Genomic DNA, 16,690 nt, shown 5'->3' with positions numbered 1-16,690 from the left:
TGTTTGCGGCAAGGTGCATTGCTTTTCATGCGCAGCGTAAATCGTGTATGCTACATCTTGTGGACACCGTCCACAAGATGTTTTTCAAAACTCCGACTCATCGACTCGACAAGTTGCGGCAGGCGCCCACACACGTCTGCGGCACCAAGGAGAAACAGCATGGAATACGTCGACGGATTTGTTCTTCCTCTCCCCAAAAAAAATGTAGAGGCCTACAGGAAAATGGCCAACACATGCGGCGCAATCTGGCGCGAACACGGCGCCTTGCAATACCGCGAATGCATAGCCGAGGACGTGAAGCCCGGCAAACTCACCTCCTTCCCGCAAAGCGTCAATCTTGAGGATGGCGAAACCGTCATCTTCGCCTGGATCGTATATAAGTCGCGCGCCCATCGCGACGAAGTCAACGACAAGGTCATGAAGGATCCACGCATGGCACCCATGATGAACGCCGCTTCCATGCCATTTGACGGCAAGCGCCTGATATACGGCGGATTCGATGTACTGATCGACCTCTGACAAGAAACAATAAGGCTATTATTAACGGCAGCCACGGCGATGCACCGCCAGCGCCGGGTTTGCCGCCACTTTGCAAACATCACCTACTCCCCATGACCAAACCTCAGCCGCGCCATCGTTCCGAGTTCAGCCACTCCACGTCCATTACAACCCGCTGGATGGATAACGACGTCTATGGGCATGTGAACAACGTCACCTATTATTCTTATTTCGATACGGTTGTGAACCGCTACCTGATCGATGCGGGCGTACTCGACATCGAAAAAAGCGAGGTTATCGGGCTGGTGGTCGAAACAGGTTGCCACTATTTTTCCTCCCTGGCCTTTCCCGATACCATTGAAGCGGCCGTTCGCGTGGCGCATCTGGGCAATTCGAGCGTCCGGTATGAAATCGGCATTTTCAGGCAGGGCGACCCGCTTTCGGCGGCGCATGGCCACTTCGTGCATGTCTACGTCGACAAGCAGTCGCGTCGGCCTGTGCCTTTACCGCCGACGCTTCGCAAAGCTCTTGAAGCCTTGATTGCTCCCCCGGGACCCTAGCGCAACGGGGCAGGCGTCGCCGGCTTTGCCATTGTCTGCGTTCATTGTTAATCTTGACACGTTTCAGTCTTGGTTCATCAAAGCGGAGTCTCAATGAAATACGTCGACTACTACCAAGTCTTGGGTATTGAACGCAATGCCACGCAGGCCGACATAAAAAAGGCCTACCGCAAGCTGGCTCATCAATACCATCCCGACGTATCCAAAAATGCAGACGCCGAAGAAAAATTCAAGAACGTGGCCGAGGCGTATGCCACACTGAAAGATCCGGAAAAGCGCGCCGCGTACGATAATCTCGGGCCTCACTCCCAGGGCGAGGAGTTCGTACCGCCGCACCAATGGCAAGAGCATTTCCACGAAACCCCAGCCGACTTCAACGACGTCGACCTCGCCGACCTGCTGGCCGCTTTCGCCGCGGCGCAGCGCGCCGGCGGGCGCGAACACACACAACGCCCCCTGCATGGGCAGGATTTCGAATACGCCGTGCCGGTCACTCTGGAACAGATCTACAGCGGCGCGGAAACGGAAATCAGCATCGCACTGCCCGAGTACGATGCACAAGGGCTGCTGCACCGCATCCCGAAGACATTCAGAGTACGCATACCCAAAGGCGCAACCGACGGCCAGCGCCTGCGTCTTCCTGAAAAAGGAGGAACCGGCCTGCACGGCGGCAAGCCGGGCGACTTATATCTCGTCATCAAGATCCAGCCCCACAAGCTGTACCGGGTCAGCGGCAACGACCTATACATCGACTTGCCCCTGACCCCCTGGGAAGCCGCGCTGGGAGCCAGCGTCCAGATACCGACACTGGGCGGCACGGTAGAAATGAAGATTCCCGCGGCTACCGTTGCCGATCGCCAGCTCCGTCTGGCCAAGCGGGGCCTGCCGGCTGCCTCGGGCGCTCAAGGCGATTTATACGCCGTGGTACATATCGACGTGCCCAAGGCGCTGACCGAAACCGAACGCGATCTGTTCACCAGGCTTGCCGCGGAATCGAAATTCAACCCGCGCGCGCAACTCTATACAGGAGCCTAGCCATGACTATTCACATCACTGAAAGCATATGGCTGAATACGTCGGATATCTGCTCGCTCGAACATGTAGTCGAGGTGTCGGGCCTGACTCAGGACGTCTTGCTCGACCTGGTGGAAACCGGAATCATCGAGCCCTCGAATGACGACCCGCGCAATTACTTCTTCCATACCAATTGCATAGCTGTAGCCCGCATGGCGCGCCGCTTGCGCGACGATTTCGAACTGGATGCGCATGGCCTGGCGCTGGCATTGAACCTGCTGCGCCGCATCGACGCGCTCGAAGTGGAGCTGGCAAGCCACAGGGCAAAGCCTGGCCACAGAAAGAACCCCTCTTAGCCGCCAAGTCCTTGGCTAGCGCATTTTTGATTCGAGTGGTTACGACACTCGATTGTTTACGAGGTTCGATGGATAGGTATTTAAAGACGCCGTCTATCGGGGCTTGCCTGGAATCAACTTGCTTGCATCTACCGTTATGGGCCTGTACCCATAGAACAGGTAACGTGCCAGCACTTATGCCTCTATCACATGGCCACTACATCACGATGTGCCAAACCCTGGATTTACTAAGCACCCACCACCTCAACGTAGCCTGTGATTGGCTCAACGCAGCTTCCCCAATGTATACCTCGCTGCATTGCCTCAACGCGAGCCGCAGGGTGGGCGGTGCTGTGTAGTCCGGCGGTAGTCCAGCGCCGGGTGCTGACGAAGGGAAGGCGGGGGCTTTCGGCGGGCGCTGTCTGAGCCCGGCCTCGCGAGGCCGGGCGAGTTCGCCCGACGCCCGCCTGGACGAGGCAGACCCGGGTAGTCGGCTAGCGCAGCTAGCCGACCGCTGGACGTGCCGGACTGCACAGCACCGCCCACCCTGCGGCGTCTTTATAGAATTAACCCCCCAAGCCAACACGGCAAACACAGCCCAAACTCACAACCCCAAAAAACAACGGCTCAAAAACAAAGTGACTGAAACACGTTCAGCGCCATAAACACTCGAACCAAAAACGCCCTAGCGAGCCCTCTTCTCATGGGAGGGAAGCACCTTTTTCGTTTTGCGCGCCGAAGGCACCTTGGGCTTATCACTGACGGCAGCCAGCATGGCATTGCATCCATTGGAATCGCTCGAGCCTGGATTCAGCAAAGGCAAGAGCGCCGCAAACGGCGTGGCCACCACGCCCAGAACGATGGCCGCCCCGGCCCTGGCCAGCAAAGGCCCCTTATAGAGACCCACATCGGGGTTCTTGAAAGTACCCTTGACGTACAACGGAGTTCGCAAGGTAAAGATACGAAAGGATTTGTTTTCGGGCTTGATATCCAACGCAAACCGCTCGTCCGCCAGACTGATCTGCCCGGTAACGTCCACGATGGCATCTTTCGTATCAAGCTTGAACGTACGCGCCGTCATAAGACCGTTCTTGATGCCGAAATCGGCGGCCATGCAGTTCAACTCCACCTGATTGTCTCCAAAAAGTTTGACGATGACGATGTTTGCCACATTCAAACCCGCCGTTTCCAGCAAGAGATGGCTAATCGTGCCTTTACTGACCAGCGCCTGGACCGTGCCATTCGAATGGCCCAGCAAGGCGGCAATGGAATTGCCCCGAGCCGAAACCGAGGCATCACCATGAAGTTCGCCAAAGCTCGCATTCATCGTCTGTGCTGCGGGAAACATCTTCTTCAGCTTGAGATGGCGCGCCGATATCGTCATCTTCGCGTTCAAGGGCACGGCCTTGCCATCGATCCGTATATTGGAAGCAAGAGTCCCACCCGCGACGCCAAAGGACAAGGGATCCAAAGTCAGCACGCTATCGTTCAACTTGATATGGGCACGAATATCGTCCAGCGGCAAATCTTTATTGCGCAGGATTTTCCGGCCGGTAAAAGTCACGTCGGCATCCATAGTGCCCCAGCTTTCGGTGTGAATAGGTTCGACTGGCAAGACCTTGCCTGCCGGCGGCTGCACCGCGCCGCCGCTCTGGGCTTTATGATCGCTGGAATCCACGCCAATCAGAGGGCCGAGATCCTTGAAGCGAAGCAGCTTCGACTCCAGCGTGCCGCTAAGCAGCGAACGGGGCTTGCGGGCAATGTAATCGAGAGTCCCGTGCAGATCGCTGGATCCCACTGTACCTTTGAAGTTCTGATAAGACCACCTGTTCTCGGCGCGATCGAGCACACCGACAAGATGGCCTTCAGTGCTGTACGCGGGAGTATTGGGCAAGGCGACGCCGAGTATCGGGTATAAGTCGGCCATGGTGGAACCCTTGAGCTTCAGGTGCACATCGAGCGCCGCCAATGCTTCGGGCCGGGTTACGGAACCGCGAACTGCAATGGTGGTTGCACCGATCCTGATGTTTCCCTCAAACGGAAATGGCTTGCTTCCCTGCCGCAGCGACAAGACCCCGGCCGACTGCCCGGCTCCGGCAATCACGGCGCGCCTGAATTTGCCCTTGGCCTTCCAGCCCAGGTCGTAACCATCCGGCGTCGTACTGTCCAGGGTGTCGAGCTCGGTCTTGAGATCCAGTTGACTGACCGCATCCTCGACATGCACGCCGACCTGCTGCAAAGCCACCTGCTGAAGATCGAACGTCCAGTCCGATGGTGGCGCGGTATCTTCCTTCTTCAGGCTCCAATTGTTTTGTCCATCGCGGCCTCGTGCCAACAGCACCTGGACCGACCCGAGCTCCAAAGTCGAAATCTGAATGACGTGATCGAACAGGGCCAGGGGATTGATCTGCGCGGCGAAATGACCCGCCTCGACCATATTGCTTTCCTGCGGACTCCAGGGCGGATTGCCAATGACGACCTGCTCGGCCCCGATGCGTGGCCACGGTACCCATGCACGCCAGCCCGTTTCTGTTTTCGGCCATTGCCACTGTATAGATAGATCGCCATTGATCGACACCGGACGATCCACCAGCTCGCTGAGTTGCTGACTGACCCACGGCCGCGCGTGGTTCCAATTGACGGTCAGCAACAGCACAACACTGAAAACCAGAAGGATCAGCAGACTGCCGAATCCCCATAAAACAAGCTTTGCATATCTGGGCATTTTCACTCCGGGTATTCCTCTCGGGACGCATCGGACGGCGCAAGCCTGTTTTCATTCTACGCGCCGCATGCGAGCTTCCAGGAATATCGGCGCAACAATATGTAAACGGATCGGATAAGCCGACGGACTCCCCCGCCACTTTCATTGCCAGGCTTTTCTGGGTATTCTGGCAAGCCGATACCCACCCCGCAAGGATCCAGCATGACCGATCTCTCCGTCTTTGCCATCACCCGGAAATGGCCCGCGCAGCACCCCGACCGTATCCAGCTCTACTCTTTGCCCACGCCCAACGGCGTCAAAGTGTCGATCATGCTTGAAGAAACCGGCCTGCCTTACGAGCCTCATCTCGTCAAATTCGACACCCAGGATCAAATGTCGCCGGAATTTTTATCGCTGAGCCCGAACAACAAAATCCCGGCCATCCTGGATCCCAATGGCCCGGACGGCAAGCCTCTTCCTCTGTTCGAATCCGGCGCGATCCTGATCTACCTTGCCGACAAGGCCAAACAATTCATACCGAGGGATTGCGCCGGCCGCTACGAGACGATTCAATGGCTGATGTTTCAAATGGGTGGAATCGGTCCGATGTTCGGCCAGCTTGGGTTTTTCAATAAATTTGCCGGCAAGGATTACGAAGACAAGCGCCCGCGAGACCGCTACGTTGCGGAATCGAAGCGCCTGCTCGGCGTCCTGAATCGGCGCCTGGCCGATCGGACCTGGATCGCTGGCGAAAGCTATACCATTGCCGACATGGCTACATTCCCATGGGTGCGCAACCTGATCGGCTTCTACGAGGCAGGCGACCTGGTGGGAATCGCGGATTTCCCAAATGTCACACGAGCCCTGGATGCGTTCCTCGCCCGCCCCGCCGTGGCGAAAGGCCTGGATATTCCCAGGCGGACCTGAAGATTTTATATCTTATCGTACAACAGAATATTTCTTATATTCAGCCGCACGCAATCGACGACGAATCGAGTGCCTCCCATATAAACATCTAGGACTTCTCCTTAAATTACTTAGAGACTATTGACAAGCCAAAGTAAAAACCTTGACAATTACAAGTTGTCAGACAACTTATAAGCAGCTTGAAAAGGCCTTTTAGAACTGGCAGGCTGCAGACAACCCCATGCGCAACACAGGATCCGGACCCGAAATGCACAAAACAACTCCCAAAGTTCATCAAAAGCTGTTGCTGACCGGCGCGGCGGGCGGCTTGGGTAAAGCACTGCGCGAACGCCTTAAAGACAATTGTTCGGTATTGCGCCTGTCGGATGTCCAGCCGTTCGGCGACGCGCTTGCGGGCGAGGAAATCGTACTGGCCGACTTGGCCGACGCCGCGGCGGTAAACCGTATGGTCGAGGGAGTGGACGCCATCATCCACCTGGGCGGCGTGTCCGTGGAAGGACCTTTCGGCCCTATCCTGCAGGCCAACATCCTCGGCATATACAACCTGTATGAAGCAGCTCGCCGGAACGGCGTCAAGCGTGTGGTGTTTGCCAGTTCCAATCACGTGACAGGCTTCTATCGCCAGAGCGAAACCATCAACGCCGACCATCCCGCACGGCCCGACGGCATGTATGGCTTGAGCAAAGCGTTCGGAGAAGACCTCTCACGCTTCTACTTCGACCGTTATGGAATCGAAACCGCGTGCGTGCGCATCGGCTCTTCATTTCCCGAACCCAAAGACCGCCGCATGCTGGCCACCTGGCTCAGCTTCGATGACCTGCACCGGTTGATTACCGCATGCCTGACCACGCCGGTGCTGGGCCACACCATTGTTTTCGGGATGTCCCGCAACGCCGTCACATGGTGGGACAACTCCCGTGCGCACCACGTGGGCTACGTGCCGCAAGATAGCTCCGATGTATTTCGGGACGCCGTCTATGCCCGCACGCCCGCGCCAGACCTGAGCGACCCTGCCGTGCAATTCCAGGGCGGCGGCTTTGTCAAGGCCGGCCCTTTCGAATAAGTTCGAACATCGAAGCGGCTGTTGCCAAGCTGCTAGAGCTTTTTCGGTTTAAGTGTATACGGAACTGGACGCGTTTCAGTGGCTTTCGTTTTGATCTGTTCAGGTTTTGGTTATTACATTGGACGGGTAGTTCTATTAAGACGCCGCAGGGTGGGCGGTGCTGTGTAGTCCGGCACGTCCAGCGGTCGAGGTGCTACGCACCCCGACTGCCCGGGTCTGCCTCGTCCAGGCGGGCGTCGGGCCAACTCGCAGTGCCTCGCGCGCGAGGCACTGCTCAGACAGGGCCCGCCGAAAGCCCCCGCCTTCCCTTCGTCAGCACCCGGCGCTGGACTACCGCCGGACTACACAGCACCGCCCACCCTGCGGCTTGCGTTACGGGAATGCATAGAGAAGAAGCATTGAGGTCATGCATCGAGGTATACGCTGAGGCCGGCAAGTTCATTCCAGGCATGCCATTACGCGAGCCGTCTATCGGGGCTTGGGGTCAGGGCCGGCGTAAGGCGTGCGCCGGATGCTACCGTAGGGAAGGCGGGGGCTTTCGGCGGGCCATGTTTGAGCGTAGCCGCGCCAGCGGCGTAGCGAGTTTGGCCCGACGCCCGCCTGGACGAGGTAGATCCGGATCAAGCACGCCGTGCCGGACCTGACCCCAAGCCCCGATAGACGGCGTCTTTATATACCAAAGCTACCAATCCATCGAATGCCGTAAACACTCTAGCCAACGCAGGATTCAGCGAACCATTCGGATTTTTTTCAAGTCTGTTCTAGGATGCATGGATGACACGGCGATTACCATAATCGCTATGACTAACGCAGACCACCCCGGGCGCCCTACCGCTTCTTGTCATTGATAACGGCCAGGCGCGCACGGAGTTCGGGCGATGCCAGCGATGCGGTGTAATGGGCGCGCAAGACGTCTTGATCGGCACAGCCATACGCAGTCGACATTACATCGGCTTTTATAGTGGCCAGCACGTTGGGTTCGCAGGCCAGAATAGACTCAATATAAGTTCGCACTGCGGCGTCGAGCCCGGAGGGATCGACCAGTTCTGTTAAAAAACCGACGCGCAGCATTTCAATATCATCGATGGCTTGTGCGGTCATAAACAATTTTTTTGCCGTGCTCAGCCCCAGCACGCCCACATAGCGCCGGATGCCGCCCGGATAATAATGCAGACCGATCCTCGATGCAGGCATCAGCATTTTGCTTCCCCTTACGCCCAGCCGGAAGTCGCAGCACAGCGCCAGATCAGTACCGCCGCCATAAACACTGCCATTCAATGCGCAGATCGTTGGCAGTGGGAACTGCTCGAGACTATCAAGCATGTCTTCGAAGCGGCTATCGAGTTGATCTTGTATGGCGTCCAAGGTATAGCCGGAACTAAAGGTTTTGGTTCCAGTGCCCGTAATGACTACCAGGCGAACACCCGGATCAGCGGCGATCTGCGACAACTGTTTGCTGATGACCGTGCAGTCGTCGGGCGCGATCCGGTTATGCTGCCTGGGCCGCCGCAGCGTAATCGTCGCCACACTTTGATGAATGCTTAATCCGGGTGCCTGATCTTCCATGGTATCTCTGTATTCTGTAGAGGGTGAGTGATAAAACCTGGAACTACGTACTCACACCCATTAACGTATCGGGCAGCCAGGTGGCAATGCCGGGAAACGCGGCCAGCAGCACGATAAACAATAACAGTATCGCGACAAACGGCAGCGCTCCCAGCATGATGTCGCGCAGCGATACGCTAGGAGCGACGCCGCGAATAACGAACAGGTTCAAGCCCAAGGGAGGATGAATCAGCCCGACCTCCAGGTTGATGGTCAGCACGACGGCGAACCAGATCAAATCTATCTGGCTATGTGCCAGAACGGGCAGAATGACCGGCATGCTCATCAGAATGACCGAAACGGCAGGCAGGAAAAACCCGGCAACCAGCAGGAAAATATTCAGGATCAGAATCAATTCCCAATTGCTCAGGTTCCAGCTGAACATCCATTCGGCCAGGCTTTGTGTAATGTACAAATACGACATCATGTATGCGTACACAGCCGCGGCGGCGACAATCATCAGAATCATGCATGATTCGCGTACCGCATCGCGCATGATCAGCCACACATCATTGATGCGGTATGTCTTGTAGACGATGGCCACCATGGCCAGCGCGAGAAACGCGGCAATCGCCGCCACCTCGGACGGCGTGGCAAAGCCACCGTACATGAATACGGTGACGGCAATAATAATGGCCAGGAAAGGAGAAATGCGGACTATTCCGCTTATTTTTTCATTAAACGTGAAGTGCTCGGTGATATGCACGGATGAGGCATTTTTAATAGTCCGCATACTGCTTATCCAGGCATACACGGCAAACAACACAACCAGCATCACGCCGGGAATGACACCCGCCAGGAACAGGCGGGCAATGGAGGTATGCGTGACTATCCCATAGACGATAAACGTCAAGGAAGGCGGAATCAGGATACCCAAGGTACCGCCCGCGGCAATTGACCCGGTGGCCAGGCGCGGCGATACATTCCTTTTAATCATTTCCGGAATCCCTACTTTACCGATCGCGGCAGCGGTAGCCGGACTGGAGCCGCACATGGCGGCGAAAAGCCCGCAGCCGATGATATTGGCGATAACCAGGCCGCCGGGTATCTTGAAGAGCCAGCGATGCAGGGAATCGTACAAATCCTTGCCGGCCCTGGATGCGCCAATCGCGCAACCCAACAGCACAAACAGCGGAATGGTCAGCAGCGCAAAATTGGAAAGCTCACCCACGAAAGTGTTGGGGATCGATGCCAGCGCATGGCCATCGCCAAACGCATACAGGAAGCCAATTGACACCAGCACCAATCCGAACGAGATAGGAATCCCTGAAAATAAAACGACAAAGGTGGCGATCAGCAATAATCCGCCTATTTGCAGCTCGGTCATGCCTCACTCCTTTGATTGTTTTTGTCCGCATTGACTGCATGATCTTTTCTGATTTCAACCAGATATTGCAAGGCAGTCAGAAACATTCCGACAGGGATGGTGGCATATTTCGGCCATACCAGGGCCCGCCATACGCCCAGCGTGCGTTCTCCGGTGGCAAACGCGTGCACGGCCATGCCCAGACCCTCCCAACCGAGATAAACACAAATGGCGCAGCCAGCCAGCTTGGCAAGCAGCGACAGCTTGCGTTGTATTCGACCCGGCACGATGGACTCAAGCAAATCCATTTTTACGTGCCCTCCCGTGGCCAGCGTATACGGAGAACCCAGGAAAATTGCCGCGATCATCAGCTCGATAGCGGTTTCCAGTTCCCAGGAGTTCTGCAGGCCGATGCTGCGCTTGAACACCATCCAGGTAATGATGACCGTGGCGGACAATAATAAAACGGCGGACAAGGCGGCCAGGAACACACCTGCCCTGCCAACCCATCGGTCAAGATAATGCATCGTCCATGCCTCCAAGGTCCGTTGCCAAAAAGGAGATGATAGAAATTATTGGCTCAGCTTTTCTACCGTATCGAGCAATTTCTTGGCTTCCGGGCTGGTGCGGGCATACTCGGGCCAGGCGGTCTTCTTCGCCAGTGTTACCCAGCTTTTGTTTTCGGCTTCGGTCATGGCCTGTACTTTTACGTGGGCCGCTTCGAATTTCTTCACAACTTCCGCCTTGATTTTTTCCTGGTCGGCATTAAAGCTGGCCTGCGTTGCATCGGCGGCATCGTTAAATATCTTTTTTTGTGCCGGCGTGAGCTTGTTCCAGGCTTTGGTCGATATCACCAAAGGCTCGAACACGACAAACATGGTGTATTTCCCGCCTAACGTGGCGTACTTGGTCTGCTCATAAAGACGCATGCTTATAAAAGTATCGTAGGATGTCATCAAACCGTCGAGAACCCCGGTTTGCAGGGCGTTATACAGCTCGGTGGATGGCATGGAGAATACCGAGGCTCCAGCATTTTTCAGCATGGCATCAATAGTTCTGTCGGCTCCCCTGAACTTGAGTCCCTTGACCGAGTCAGGCGTGGTAATAGGCCGCACACGATTGGCGATGCCGCCCTCCATCCACCACCAGGTCAATATGTGAAACCCCTGCTTTTCGGCAACAGCCTGCAAAAGCTTTTCGTAATCGGTGTTCTTGAAACGCATTGCATCGGCTACGCTGCTCATGACTCCCGGTAAAATCGTGATGGAAAACTCAGGCGCCTTGCCAACCCCATAGACCAAGGGAAAAACAGACAGGTCAATGGAACCGTCGGCCAGCGCGTCTATTTGCTTGATCGGGTTGCTGATCAGCGAAGCTCCGGGATAAATCCGGATTTTGAACGAAGGATCGTGCTTGGCGACTTCCTGCGCGAATAACCGCGCTCCGCTGTCGCGGCTGTCGCCTTGCGGCCATTGATGCGTGAGCTTCAAGGTTTCAGCATGCAAGGTGGGAACGCTCAGCACCATGGCAGCCAATAGTAATAATTTATTCAGTTTCATCGTTGTCTCCTGCTGTGATTAAAGGGTTTTAATAAATCATTGTTCTACCCTGCCGCCTGATTTTTTCCGCGCATACCCGATTTAGCCGCTTAGTTGTGTTGATACACCACTTTTCTTGCCAGCAATCCATCGATCTCGCTTTGGGCAACACCGTAATCAGTCAGCACTTGCACCGTGTGCTGCCCAAGCAGGGGTGGAGCGGATCGCACCGATCCATTGGGCATGCTGGTCATGGAAATGGGCAAGCCCACTTGTTTGAGCGTGCCCAGCACGGGATGGTCGACCGTCTCGACCAGACGATTGGCCTTTAGCTGCGCATCGTTGAAAATATCTTCGAGTGTATTGATGGGGCCGGCGGGAATGCCCGCTTCGATCATGATGGACGTCCACTGCATGCGTGATTTCTTGCCCAGGCTGGCTTCCAGCAATTCCTTGAGCTTCATCCGGTTTTGCATGCGATCGGCATTTGTCTTGAACCGGGGATCCGCGGTCAATTCAGGTGTTTCCAGTATTTCACACAGGCGAACCCACATATCCTGCGTAGCGGGGGCCAAATTCAGGGGGCCATCGGCGGTATCGAATGTGCCGTAGGGCGCAATGACCGGATGTACATTGCCGCAAGGCTGGGGAACCTCGCCCAGGCTTAGATACCGCTGCCCTTGAACGCTTAACAAGCCAACCAGGCCGGCCAGCAATGACGTTTCCACATGCTGCCCCAGGCCACTTCGTTGACGTTCGACACAGGCCGCGAGCACACCCATGGCCACCCACATCCCCGCGGTCAGATCGCCAATGGCCGTACCGACACGCGTGGGGCCCGATTCCGGCGTGCCGGTCAGGCTCATGAAACCGGAATATCCTTGCGCGATCTGATCGAAACCCGCCCAGTCTTTGGCCGGACCCTGGCTGCCGAAACCCGAAATGGAGGCGTATATCAGATCTGGACGCCGGGCGGCCAGTTGTTCGTAGCCCAAGCCCATTTTGCCGGTCGTACCGACCTTGAAGTTTTCAACCACGATGTCGGACTTGACGGCCAGCTCCTGGATCAGGGCCAGGCCTTCGGCATGGCGGAAGTCGACCCCCATGCCTTTCTTGTTGCGATTCGCACTAAGATAATAAACACTTATATCGCCATCGAAAGGCCCCCACTGGCGAATCATATCGCCGTTCGGCACAGGCTCCACCTTGATGACCTCGGCACCCAGATCAGCCAGTATCATTGTGCAGAACGGACCTGACAAAGCACGCGTCAGATCCAGTACTTTCATACCCGCTAGCGGCAAATTCACCGGCCAGTCTCCTTTTCTTTGAATGATTTGGATTCTAGGCAATAGGTTCGGAAGAATGAAATAGTATTTAATGACCTTTCAATAAGAAAATCTTATGATAAGGTTGGATAACAGCAATAGTGGAACGGTATGCATGGATCTCGAAGGATTGACAGCAAGACGATGCTCCGCGGCGGGCGGCATCAAGCTGGCCAGAAAAGCGAACCATGTCGTTTTTTCCGGCGAACGATTTTTGAATGCGATGAGATATGAATCTGCGGCAATTAAAATATTTCGTAAAGATCGTTGAAGCGCAAAACATGACACGGGCTGCGGAATCGCTGCACATAGCGCAACCTGCGTTAAGCCAGCAAGTAACCCTGCTGGAACAAGAGCTCGGTATAAAGCTCCTGAACCGTAGTCCGCGAGGCATATTCTCCACCAGTGAAGGCGAACTGCTGTACCGGCATGCCAAAACCATACTGCGCCAAGTCGACAACACACGCACGCTTCTATCGAAGAAGGAAGGTGCGATAACGGGTAATGTATCGGTCGGCATGCCATCGAGCACAGCCAGAATATTGGCGCTGAGGCTGATGAAAATGGTCAGGGAACGGTATCCCTCGATTGTGCTGGAAATTGTCGATGTGCCCAGTGCAGACCTCACATCCCTGGTCACTCATGGGCGGGTGGATTTTTCCTTGGTGCCCGATCCGCAAAAATCAAAAGACATGGCATTCATCCCAGTTTTGCGGGAAGAGCTTTACCTGATGACGCATCCTGGCGTTCAATTGCCCCGGGGCGAGGTTCCGCTGGAAAAAATCGTTTCCCTTCCTCTTATTATGCCCAGTCTGCCCAACACGGTGCGCTCAAAAGTCGAGAATGCATTTCTACAGGCCCATCTCACCTATAACCTATATGGCGAGGCGAGCACTTCGGCCATCCTGATCCCTGCCGTGAAGGCGGGCCTGGCGGCCACGGTTCTAACCTATGCGGCGGGGCATGAAGAAATACAACGCAAGGAAGTGGCCATGCATAGAATCGGAATTGGCTTAAGTAGGGAAATGTGCCTGTGCACCAGCGATACCCTGCCCGTTTCGCCGGCGACGACAACCGTGATAGAGCTGTGCCGCAAGCTGCTAAAGGAACTGGTGGATACGAAAATATGGAAAGGCATTCAGTTGCTTTTTTGATAGAAACACGCAGGCTGCGGCGCACCAGTGTACGGGTATATCATATGAACATGCCGTGCCTCCCTGAGAGGAGGCTGACGCACTCATATATTGCCACGGCCCGGAGGCCGCTTCTTGCCTCGCCCGAACAGGAGTACCGACCATGACTACAACGACCGAACGCGCCATTCTTGCCGGCGGCTGCTTCTGGGGCATGCAGGATCTGCTGCGCCGCTATCCGGGGGTAATTTCCACACAGGTGGGCTATACAGGCGGTGACGTCGCCAACGCGACCTACCGCAACCACGGAACTCACGCCGAAGCGATCGAAATAATCTTTGATCCCAAGACGATCAGCTATCGCCGCCTTCTGGAGTTTTTCTTCCAGATTCATGATCCAAGCACACGCAACCGCCAGGGCAACGACACCGGAACCAGTTATCGCTCGGCCATTTTCTACTCCAGCGACGAGCAGAAGCATGTTGCAGAAGATACGATTGCCGATGTCGATGCCTCGGGGCTTTGGCCTGGCAAGGTGGTGACCGAAGTAGTGCCGGCCGGCGCCTTCTGGACAGCCGAACCAGAGCACCAGGATTACCTGGAGCGCTATCCGAACGGCTACACCTGCCATTTCGTCCGGCCTGACTGGAAACTTCCGAGGCGGGAAAAAGCCGCCTGAAGGTTCTGTTTCCCAACCCCCACCACCGAACAGAGGAGGGCCCCATGACCCGTACCATCGCTGAAAAACGCGCCGCCTTTCGCTCCCTTCATGAACGAGGCTGCTTTGTGCTGCCCAATCCCTGGGATGCCGGCAGCGCACGCTACCTGCAGGGGCTGGGCTTCAAGGCACTGGCCACGACAAGCTCGGGCTTTGCCTGGTCGCAGGGCCATTCCGATGGCGCACTCTCGCGCGAGATCGTTCTTTCCCATTTGCGGGACATGGTTGCGGCAACCGATCTGCCGGTGAATGCGGACTTTGAAAGCGGCTTCGCCTCCGATGCGCAAGGTGTGGCGCAAAGCGTGCGGCTGGCAATCGAGACCGGTGTGGCGGGGCTATCGATCGAAGACTCGACAGGCGACCCGGCCAAGCCGCTTTATGACATCGACGTCGCGGTCGCCAGGATCAAGGCGGCGCGCAGCGCCATCGACGAGGCGGGCGGGGATACCCTGTTGGTGGGGCGGGCCGAGAACTTCTTCGCGGGACGGCCGGACCTCGACGACACAATCGCCAGGCTCCAGGCCTATGCGGAGGCCGGCGCGGACTGCCTTTATGCGCCAGGCATACGCACGCGAGAGCAGATCGCCGCCCTGGTCGCCGCCGTTGCGCCCAAGCCGTTCAATCTGCTCGTCGGATCGGCCAGTGAACTCACCCTGAAGGACATTGCCGAACTCGGTGTGCGGCGCGTCAGCGTTGGCGGCGCGCTTGCGCGGTCGGCCTGGGGCGGGTTTACACGCGCCGCCCGCGCCATAGCGGAACAAGGCCGCTTCGACGGATTTGCCGACGCCGCGCCGGGCGCGGAACTCAATTCATTATTTCGCTAGCCCAGGCAGTAATGGATCGGGCACATTTTTCAGAACAGGTTTAGCTGGGCCTTGCGTTCGGGCGGCCGACGAAAGAACTCGGTGCTCAAGCGCTTTCGGCCCTGGTTCAGCCCCGCTTTCGCACACGCTTTTTGAAAACGCTGTTCGAGCAGATCGGCAAAGACCCCTGTGCCCCTCATTCGGGTTTTAAAATCCGAGTCGTACGCCTTGCCGCCCCGCATCTGCCTGATCAGATTCATGACATGCTTTTCCTTCAAGGGCTGATGCGCGGCCAGCCATTCACGAAACAGTTCGGAGATTTCCAGCGGCAGCCGCAGGAGCACATACCAGGCGTCTGTGGCGCCGGCCTCTTTAGCGCTGAACAAGATCTTTTCCATGTCGCAGTCGTTCAGCGCAGGGATGACAGGGGCGACGATCACCCCCGTAGGGATCCCCGCCTGGTCAAGCGCCCGGATGGCGTCCATGCGGGCCCCAGGAGTGCTGGCGCGCGGCTCCAGTGTTCTGGCCAGGTTCCGGTCGAGCGAGCTCACCGAGATGCAGACTTGAACCAGGTTCTTGCCGGCCATGCGCGCAAGCAGCTCGATGTCTTGCGTCACGGACGCCGATTTCGTCGTAATGGCAACGGGATGGCTGAATTCTTCGAGAACCGCCAGGATCGAAGCCGTTATGCGCAGCCGCCGTTCGATCGGCTGGTACGGATCGGTATTGGCCCCCAGCGCGATAAGCCTGGGTACGTAAGATGGATGCGACAACTCCTTGCGCAGCACGCTGGCCGCGTTGTCCTTGGCATACAGCTTCGTTTCAAAATCCAGGCCGGGAGAATGATTCAGGTAAGCATGCGTGGGCCGCGCATAGCAGTACACGCAACCATGCTCACAGCCTCGGTACGGGTTGATGGACTGCTCGAAATACAGGTCTGGTGACTGGTTGCGGGAAATAACCGACCTGGCCTCTTCGAAAAAAACCGTCGTGGCCGGCTTTGGCGCGGCGTCTTGATCATCCGGCGCCCACTCGTCGTCGAATGGCTCCCGTTCAAGCGCCTCGAAACGCGAAACCTTGTTCGAAACGCTGCCTCTTCCCTTGATTGGCGTTGTTTGCATAGGAAAGCCCCAATATATACTGTATATTTACACAGTA

At 56.5% G+C, this 16,690-nt stretch carries 17 protein-coding genes; 10 read left to right on the top strand and 7 right to left on the bottom strand.

Annotated features, from left to right (window positions below):
• Window positions 1–159 precede the first annotated feature (159 nt).
• The 4 genes from LSG25_RS20195 to LSG25_RS20180 all read left to right on the top strand — a co-directional run bounded on the left by LSG25_RS20195 (window position 160) and on the right by LSG25_RS20180 (window position 2,428).
• Entirely contained in the window at window positions 160–519 is a 360-nt protein-coding gene (locus LSG25_RS20195; protein ID WP_232742654.1) for a DUF1428 domain-containing protein, read from the top strand.
• 92 nt (window positions 520–611) lie between these two features.
• Window positions 612–1,058, top strand: a complete 447-nt coding sequence (locus LSG25_RS20190) for a thioesterase family protein (RefSeq protein WP_232742653.1) — start codon at window positions 612–614, stop codon at window positions 1,056–1,058.
• A gap of 93 nt (window positions 1,059–1,151) precedes the next feature.
• Window positions 1,152–2,093, top strand: a complete 942-nt coding sequence (locus tag LSG25_RS20185) for a DnaJ C-terminal domain-containing protein (protein ID WP_232742652.1) — start codon at window positions 1,152–1,154, stop codon at window positions 2,091–2,093.
• A 2-nt stretch (window positions 2,094–2,095) separates the two neighbouring features.
• Window positions 2,096–2,428 (top strand): chaperone modulator CbpM, encoded by a 333-nt coding sequence (locus tag LSG25_RS20180; protein WP_232742651.1) that lies wholly within the window; start codon window positions 2,096–2,098, stop codon window positions 2,426–2,428.
• Between the two features lie 664 nt (window positions 2,429–3,092).
• On the opposite strand, the gene LSG25_RS20175 is transcribed toward LSG25_RS20180, so the two are convergent.
• Complete coding sequence (locus tag LSG25_RS20175; protein WP_232742650.1) at window positions 3,093–5,132, bottom strand: AsmA family protein; 2,040 nt, start codon at window positions 5,130–5,132, stop codon at window positions 3,093–3,095.
• A gap of 201 nt (window positions 5,133–5,333) precedes the next feature.
• On the opposite strand from LSG25_RS20175, the gene LSG25_RS20170 reads away from it, so the two are divergent.
• Together LSG25_RS20170 and LSG25_RS20165 are read left to right on the top strand one after the other, a co-directional pair.
• Window positions 5,334–6,038, top strand: a complete 705-nt coding sequence (locus LSG25_RS20170; RefSeq protein ID WP_232742649.1) for a glutathione S-transferase N-terminal domain-containing protein — start codon at window positions 5,334–5,336, stop codon at window positions 6,036–6,038.
• Window positions 6,039–6,285: 247 nt separating this feature from the next.
• The gene (locus LSG25_RS20165; RefSeq protein WP_232742648.1) at window positions 6,286–7,101 is read left to right on the top strand and encodes an NAD(P)-dependent oxidoreductase; all 816 of its coding nucleotides are present in this window, start codon (window positions 6,286–6,288) and stop codon (window positions 7,099–7,101) included.
• Between the two features lie 828 nt (window positions 7,102–7,929).
• Here the strand turns inward: LSG25_RS20165 and LSG25_RS20160 are convergent.
• The 5 genes from LSG25_RS20160 to LSG25_RS20140 all read right to left on the bottom strand — a co-directional run bounded on the left by LSG25_RS20160 (window position 7,930) and on the right by LSG25_RS20140 (window position 12,839).
• Window positions 7,930–8,667, bottom strand: coding sequence for an enoyl-CoA hydratase/isomerase family protein (locus LSG25_RS20160; RefSeq protein ID WP_232742647.1), 738 nt, complete (start codon window positions 8,665–8,667; stop codon window positions 7,930–7,932).
• A gap of 43 nt (window positions 8,668–8,710) precedes the next feature.
• A complete protein-coding gene (locus LSG25_RS20155; protein ID WP_232742646.1) occupies window positions 8,711–10,033 on the bottom strand; it encodes a TRAP transporter large permease in 1,323 nt (440 codons plus the stop codon).
• On the bottom strand, window positions 10,030–10,539 hold the full coding sequence (locus LSG25_RS20150) for a TRAP transporter small permease subunit (RefSeq protein ID WP_232742645.1): 510 nt from the start codon (window positions 10,537–10,539) through the stop codon (window positions 10,030–10,032). The genes LSG25_RS20155 and LSG25_RS20150 overlap by 4 nt, the downstream gene beginning before the upstream one ends.
• Before the next feature lie 45 nt (window positions 10,540–10,584).
• Entirely contained in the window at window positions 10,585–11,571 is a 987-nt protein-coding gene (dctP, locus tag LSG25_RS20145; RefSeq protein ID WP_232742644.1) for a TRAP transporter substrate-binding protein DctP, read from the bottom strand.
• An 89-nt stretch (window positions 11,572–11,660) separates the two neighbouring features.
• On the bottom strand, window positions 11,661–12,839 hold the full coding sequence (locus tag LSG25_RS20140) for a CaiB/BaiF CoA-transferase family protein (RefSeq protein ID WP_232744777.1): 1,179 nt from the start codon (window positions 12,837–12,839) through the stop codon (window positions 11,661–11,663).
• A gap of 154 nt (window positions 12,840–12,993) precedes the next feature.
• On the opposite strand from LSG25_RS20140, the gene LSG25_RS20135 reads away from it, so the two are divergent.
• The 4 genes from LSG25_RS20135 (at window position 12,994) to LSG25_RS20120 (ending at window position 15,553) form a co-directional block, all read left to right on the top strand.
• A complete protein-coding gene (locus LSG25_RS20135; RefSeq protein WP_232742643.1) occupies window positions 12,994–13,149 on the top strand; it encodes a hypothetical protein in 156 nt (51 codons plus the stop codon).
• A 10-nt stretch (window positions 13,150–13,159) separates the two neighbouring features.
• Entirely contained in the window at window positions 13,160–14,032 is an 873-nt protein-coding gene (locus LSG25_RS20130; protein ID WP_232742642.1) for a LysR substrate-binding domain-containing protein, read from the top strand.
• 142 nt (window positions 14,033–14,174) lie between these two features.
• Window positions 14,175–14,690, top strand: coding sequence for a peptide-methionine (S)-S-oxide reductase MsrA (msrA, locus tag LSG25_RS20125; RefSeq protein ID WP_232742641.1), 516 nt, complete (start codon window positions 14,175–14,177; stop codon window positions 14,688–14,690).
• A 44-nt stretch (window positions 14,691–14,734) separates the two neighbouring features.
• On the top strand, window positions 14,735–15,553 hold the full coding sequence (locus LSG25_RS20120) for an oxaloacetate decarboxylase (RefSeq protein ID WP_232742640.1): 819 nt from the start codon (window positions 14,735–14,737) through the stop codon (window positions 15,551–15,553).
• Between the two features lie 29 nt (window positions 15,554–15,582).
• Here LSG25_RS20120 and LSG25_RS20115 read toward each other — a convergent pair whose 3' ends face one another.
• Window positions 15,583–16,653: a PA0069 family radical SAM protein gene (locus LSG25_RS20115; RefSeq protein ID WP_232742639.1), complete on the bottom strand. Its 1,071-nt coding sequence runs from the start codon at window positions 16,651–16,653 to the stop codon at window positions 15,583–15,585.
• Window positions 16,654–16,690 lie beyond the last annotated feature (37 nt).

Source organism: Paralcaligenes sp. KSB-10, assembly GCF_021266465.1.
GTDB lineage: Bacteria > Pseudomonadota > Gammaproteobacteria > Burkholderiales > Burkholderiaceae_B.
The sequence above is the reverse complement of the archived record's forward strand: the minus strand, read 5'-3'. Positions and strand labels throughout refer to the sequence as shown.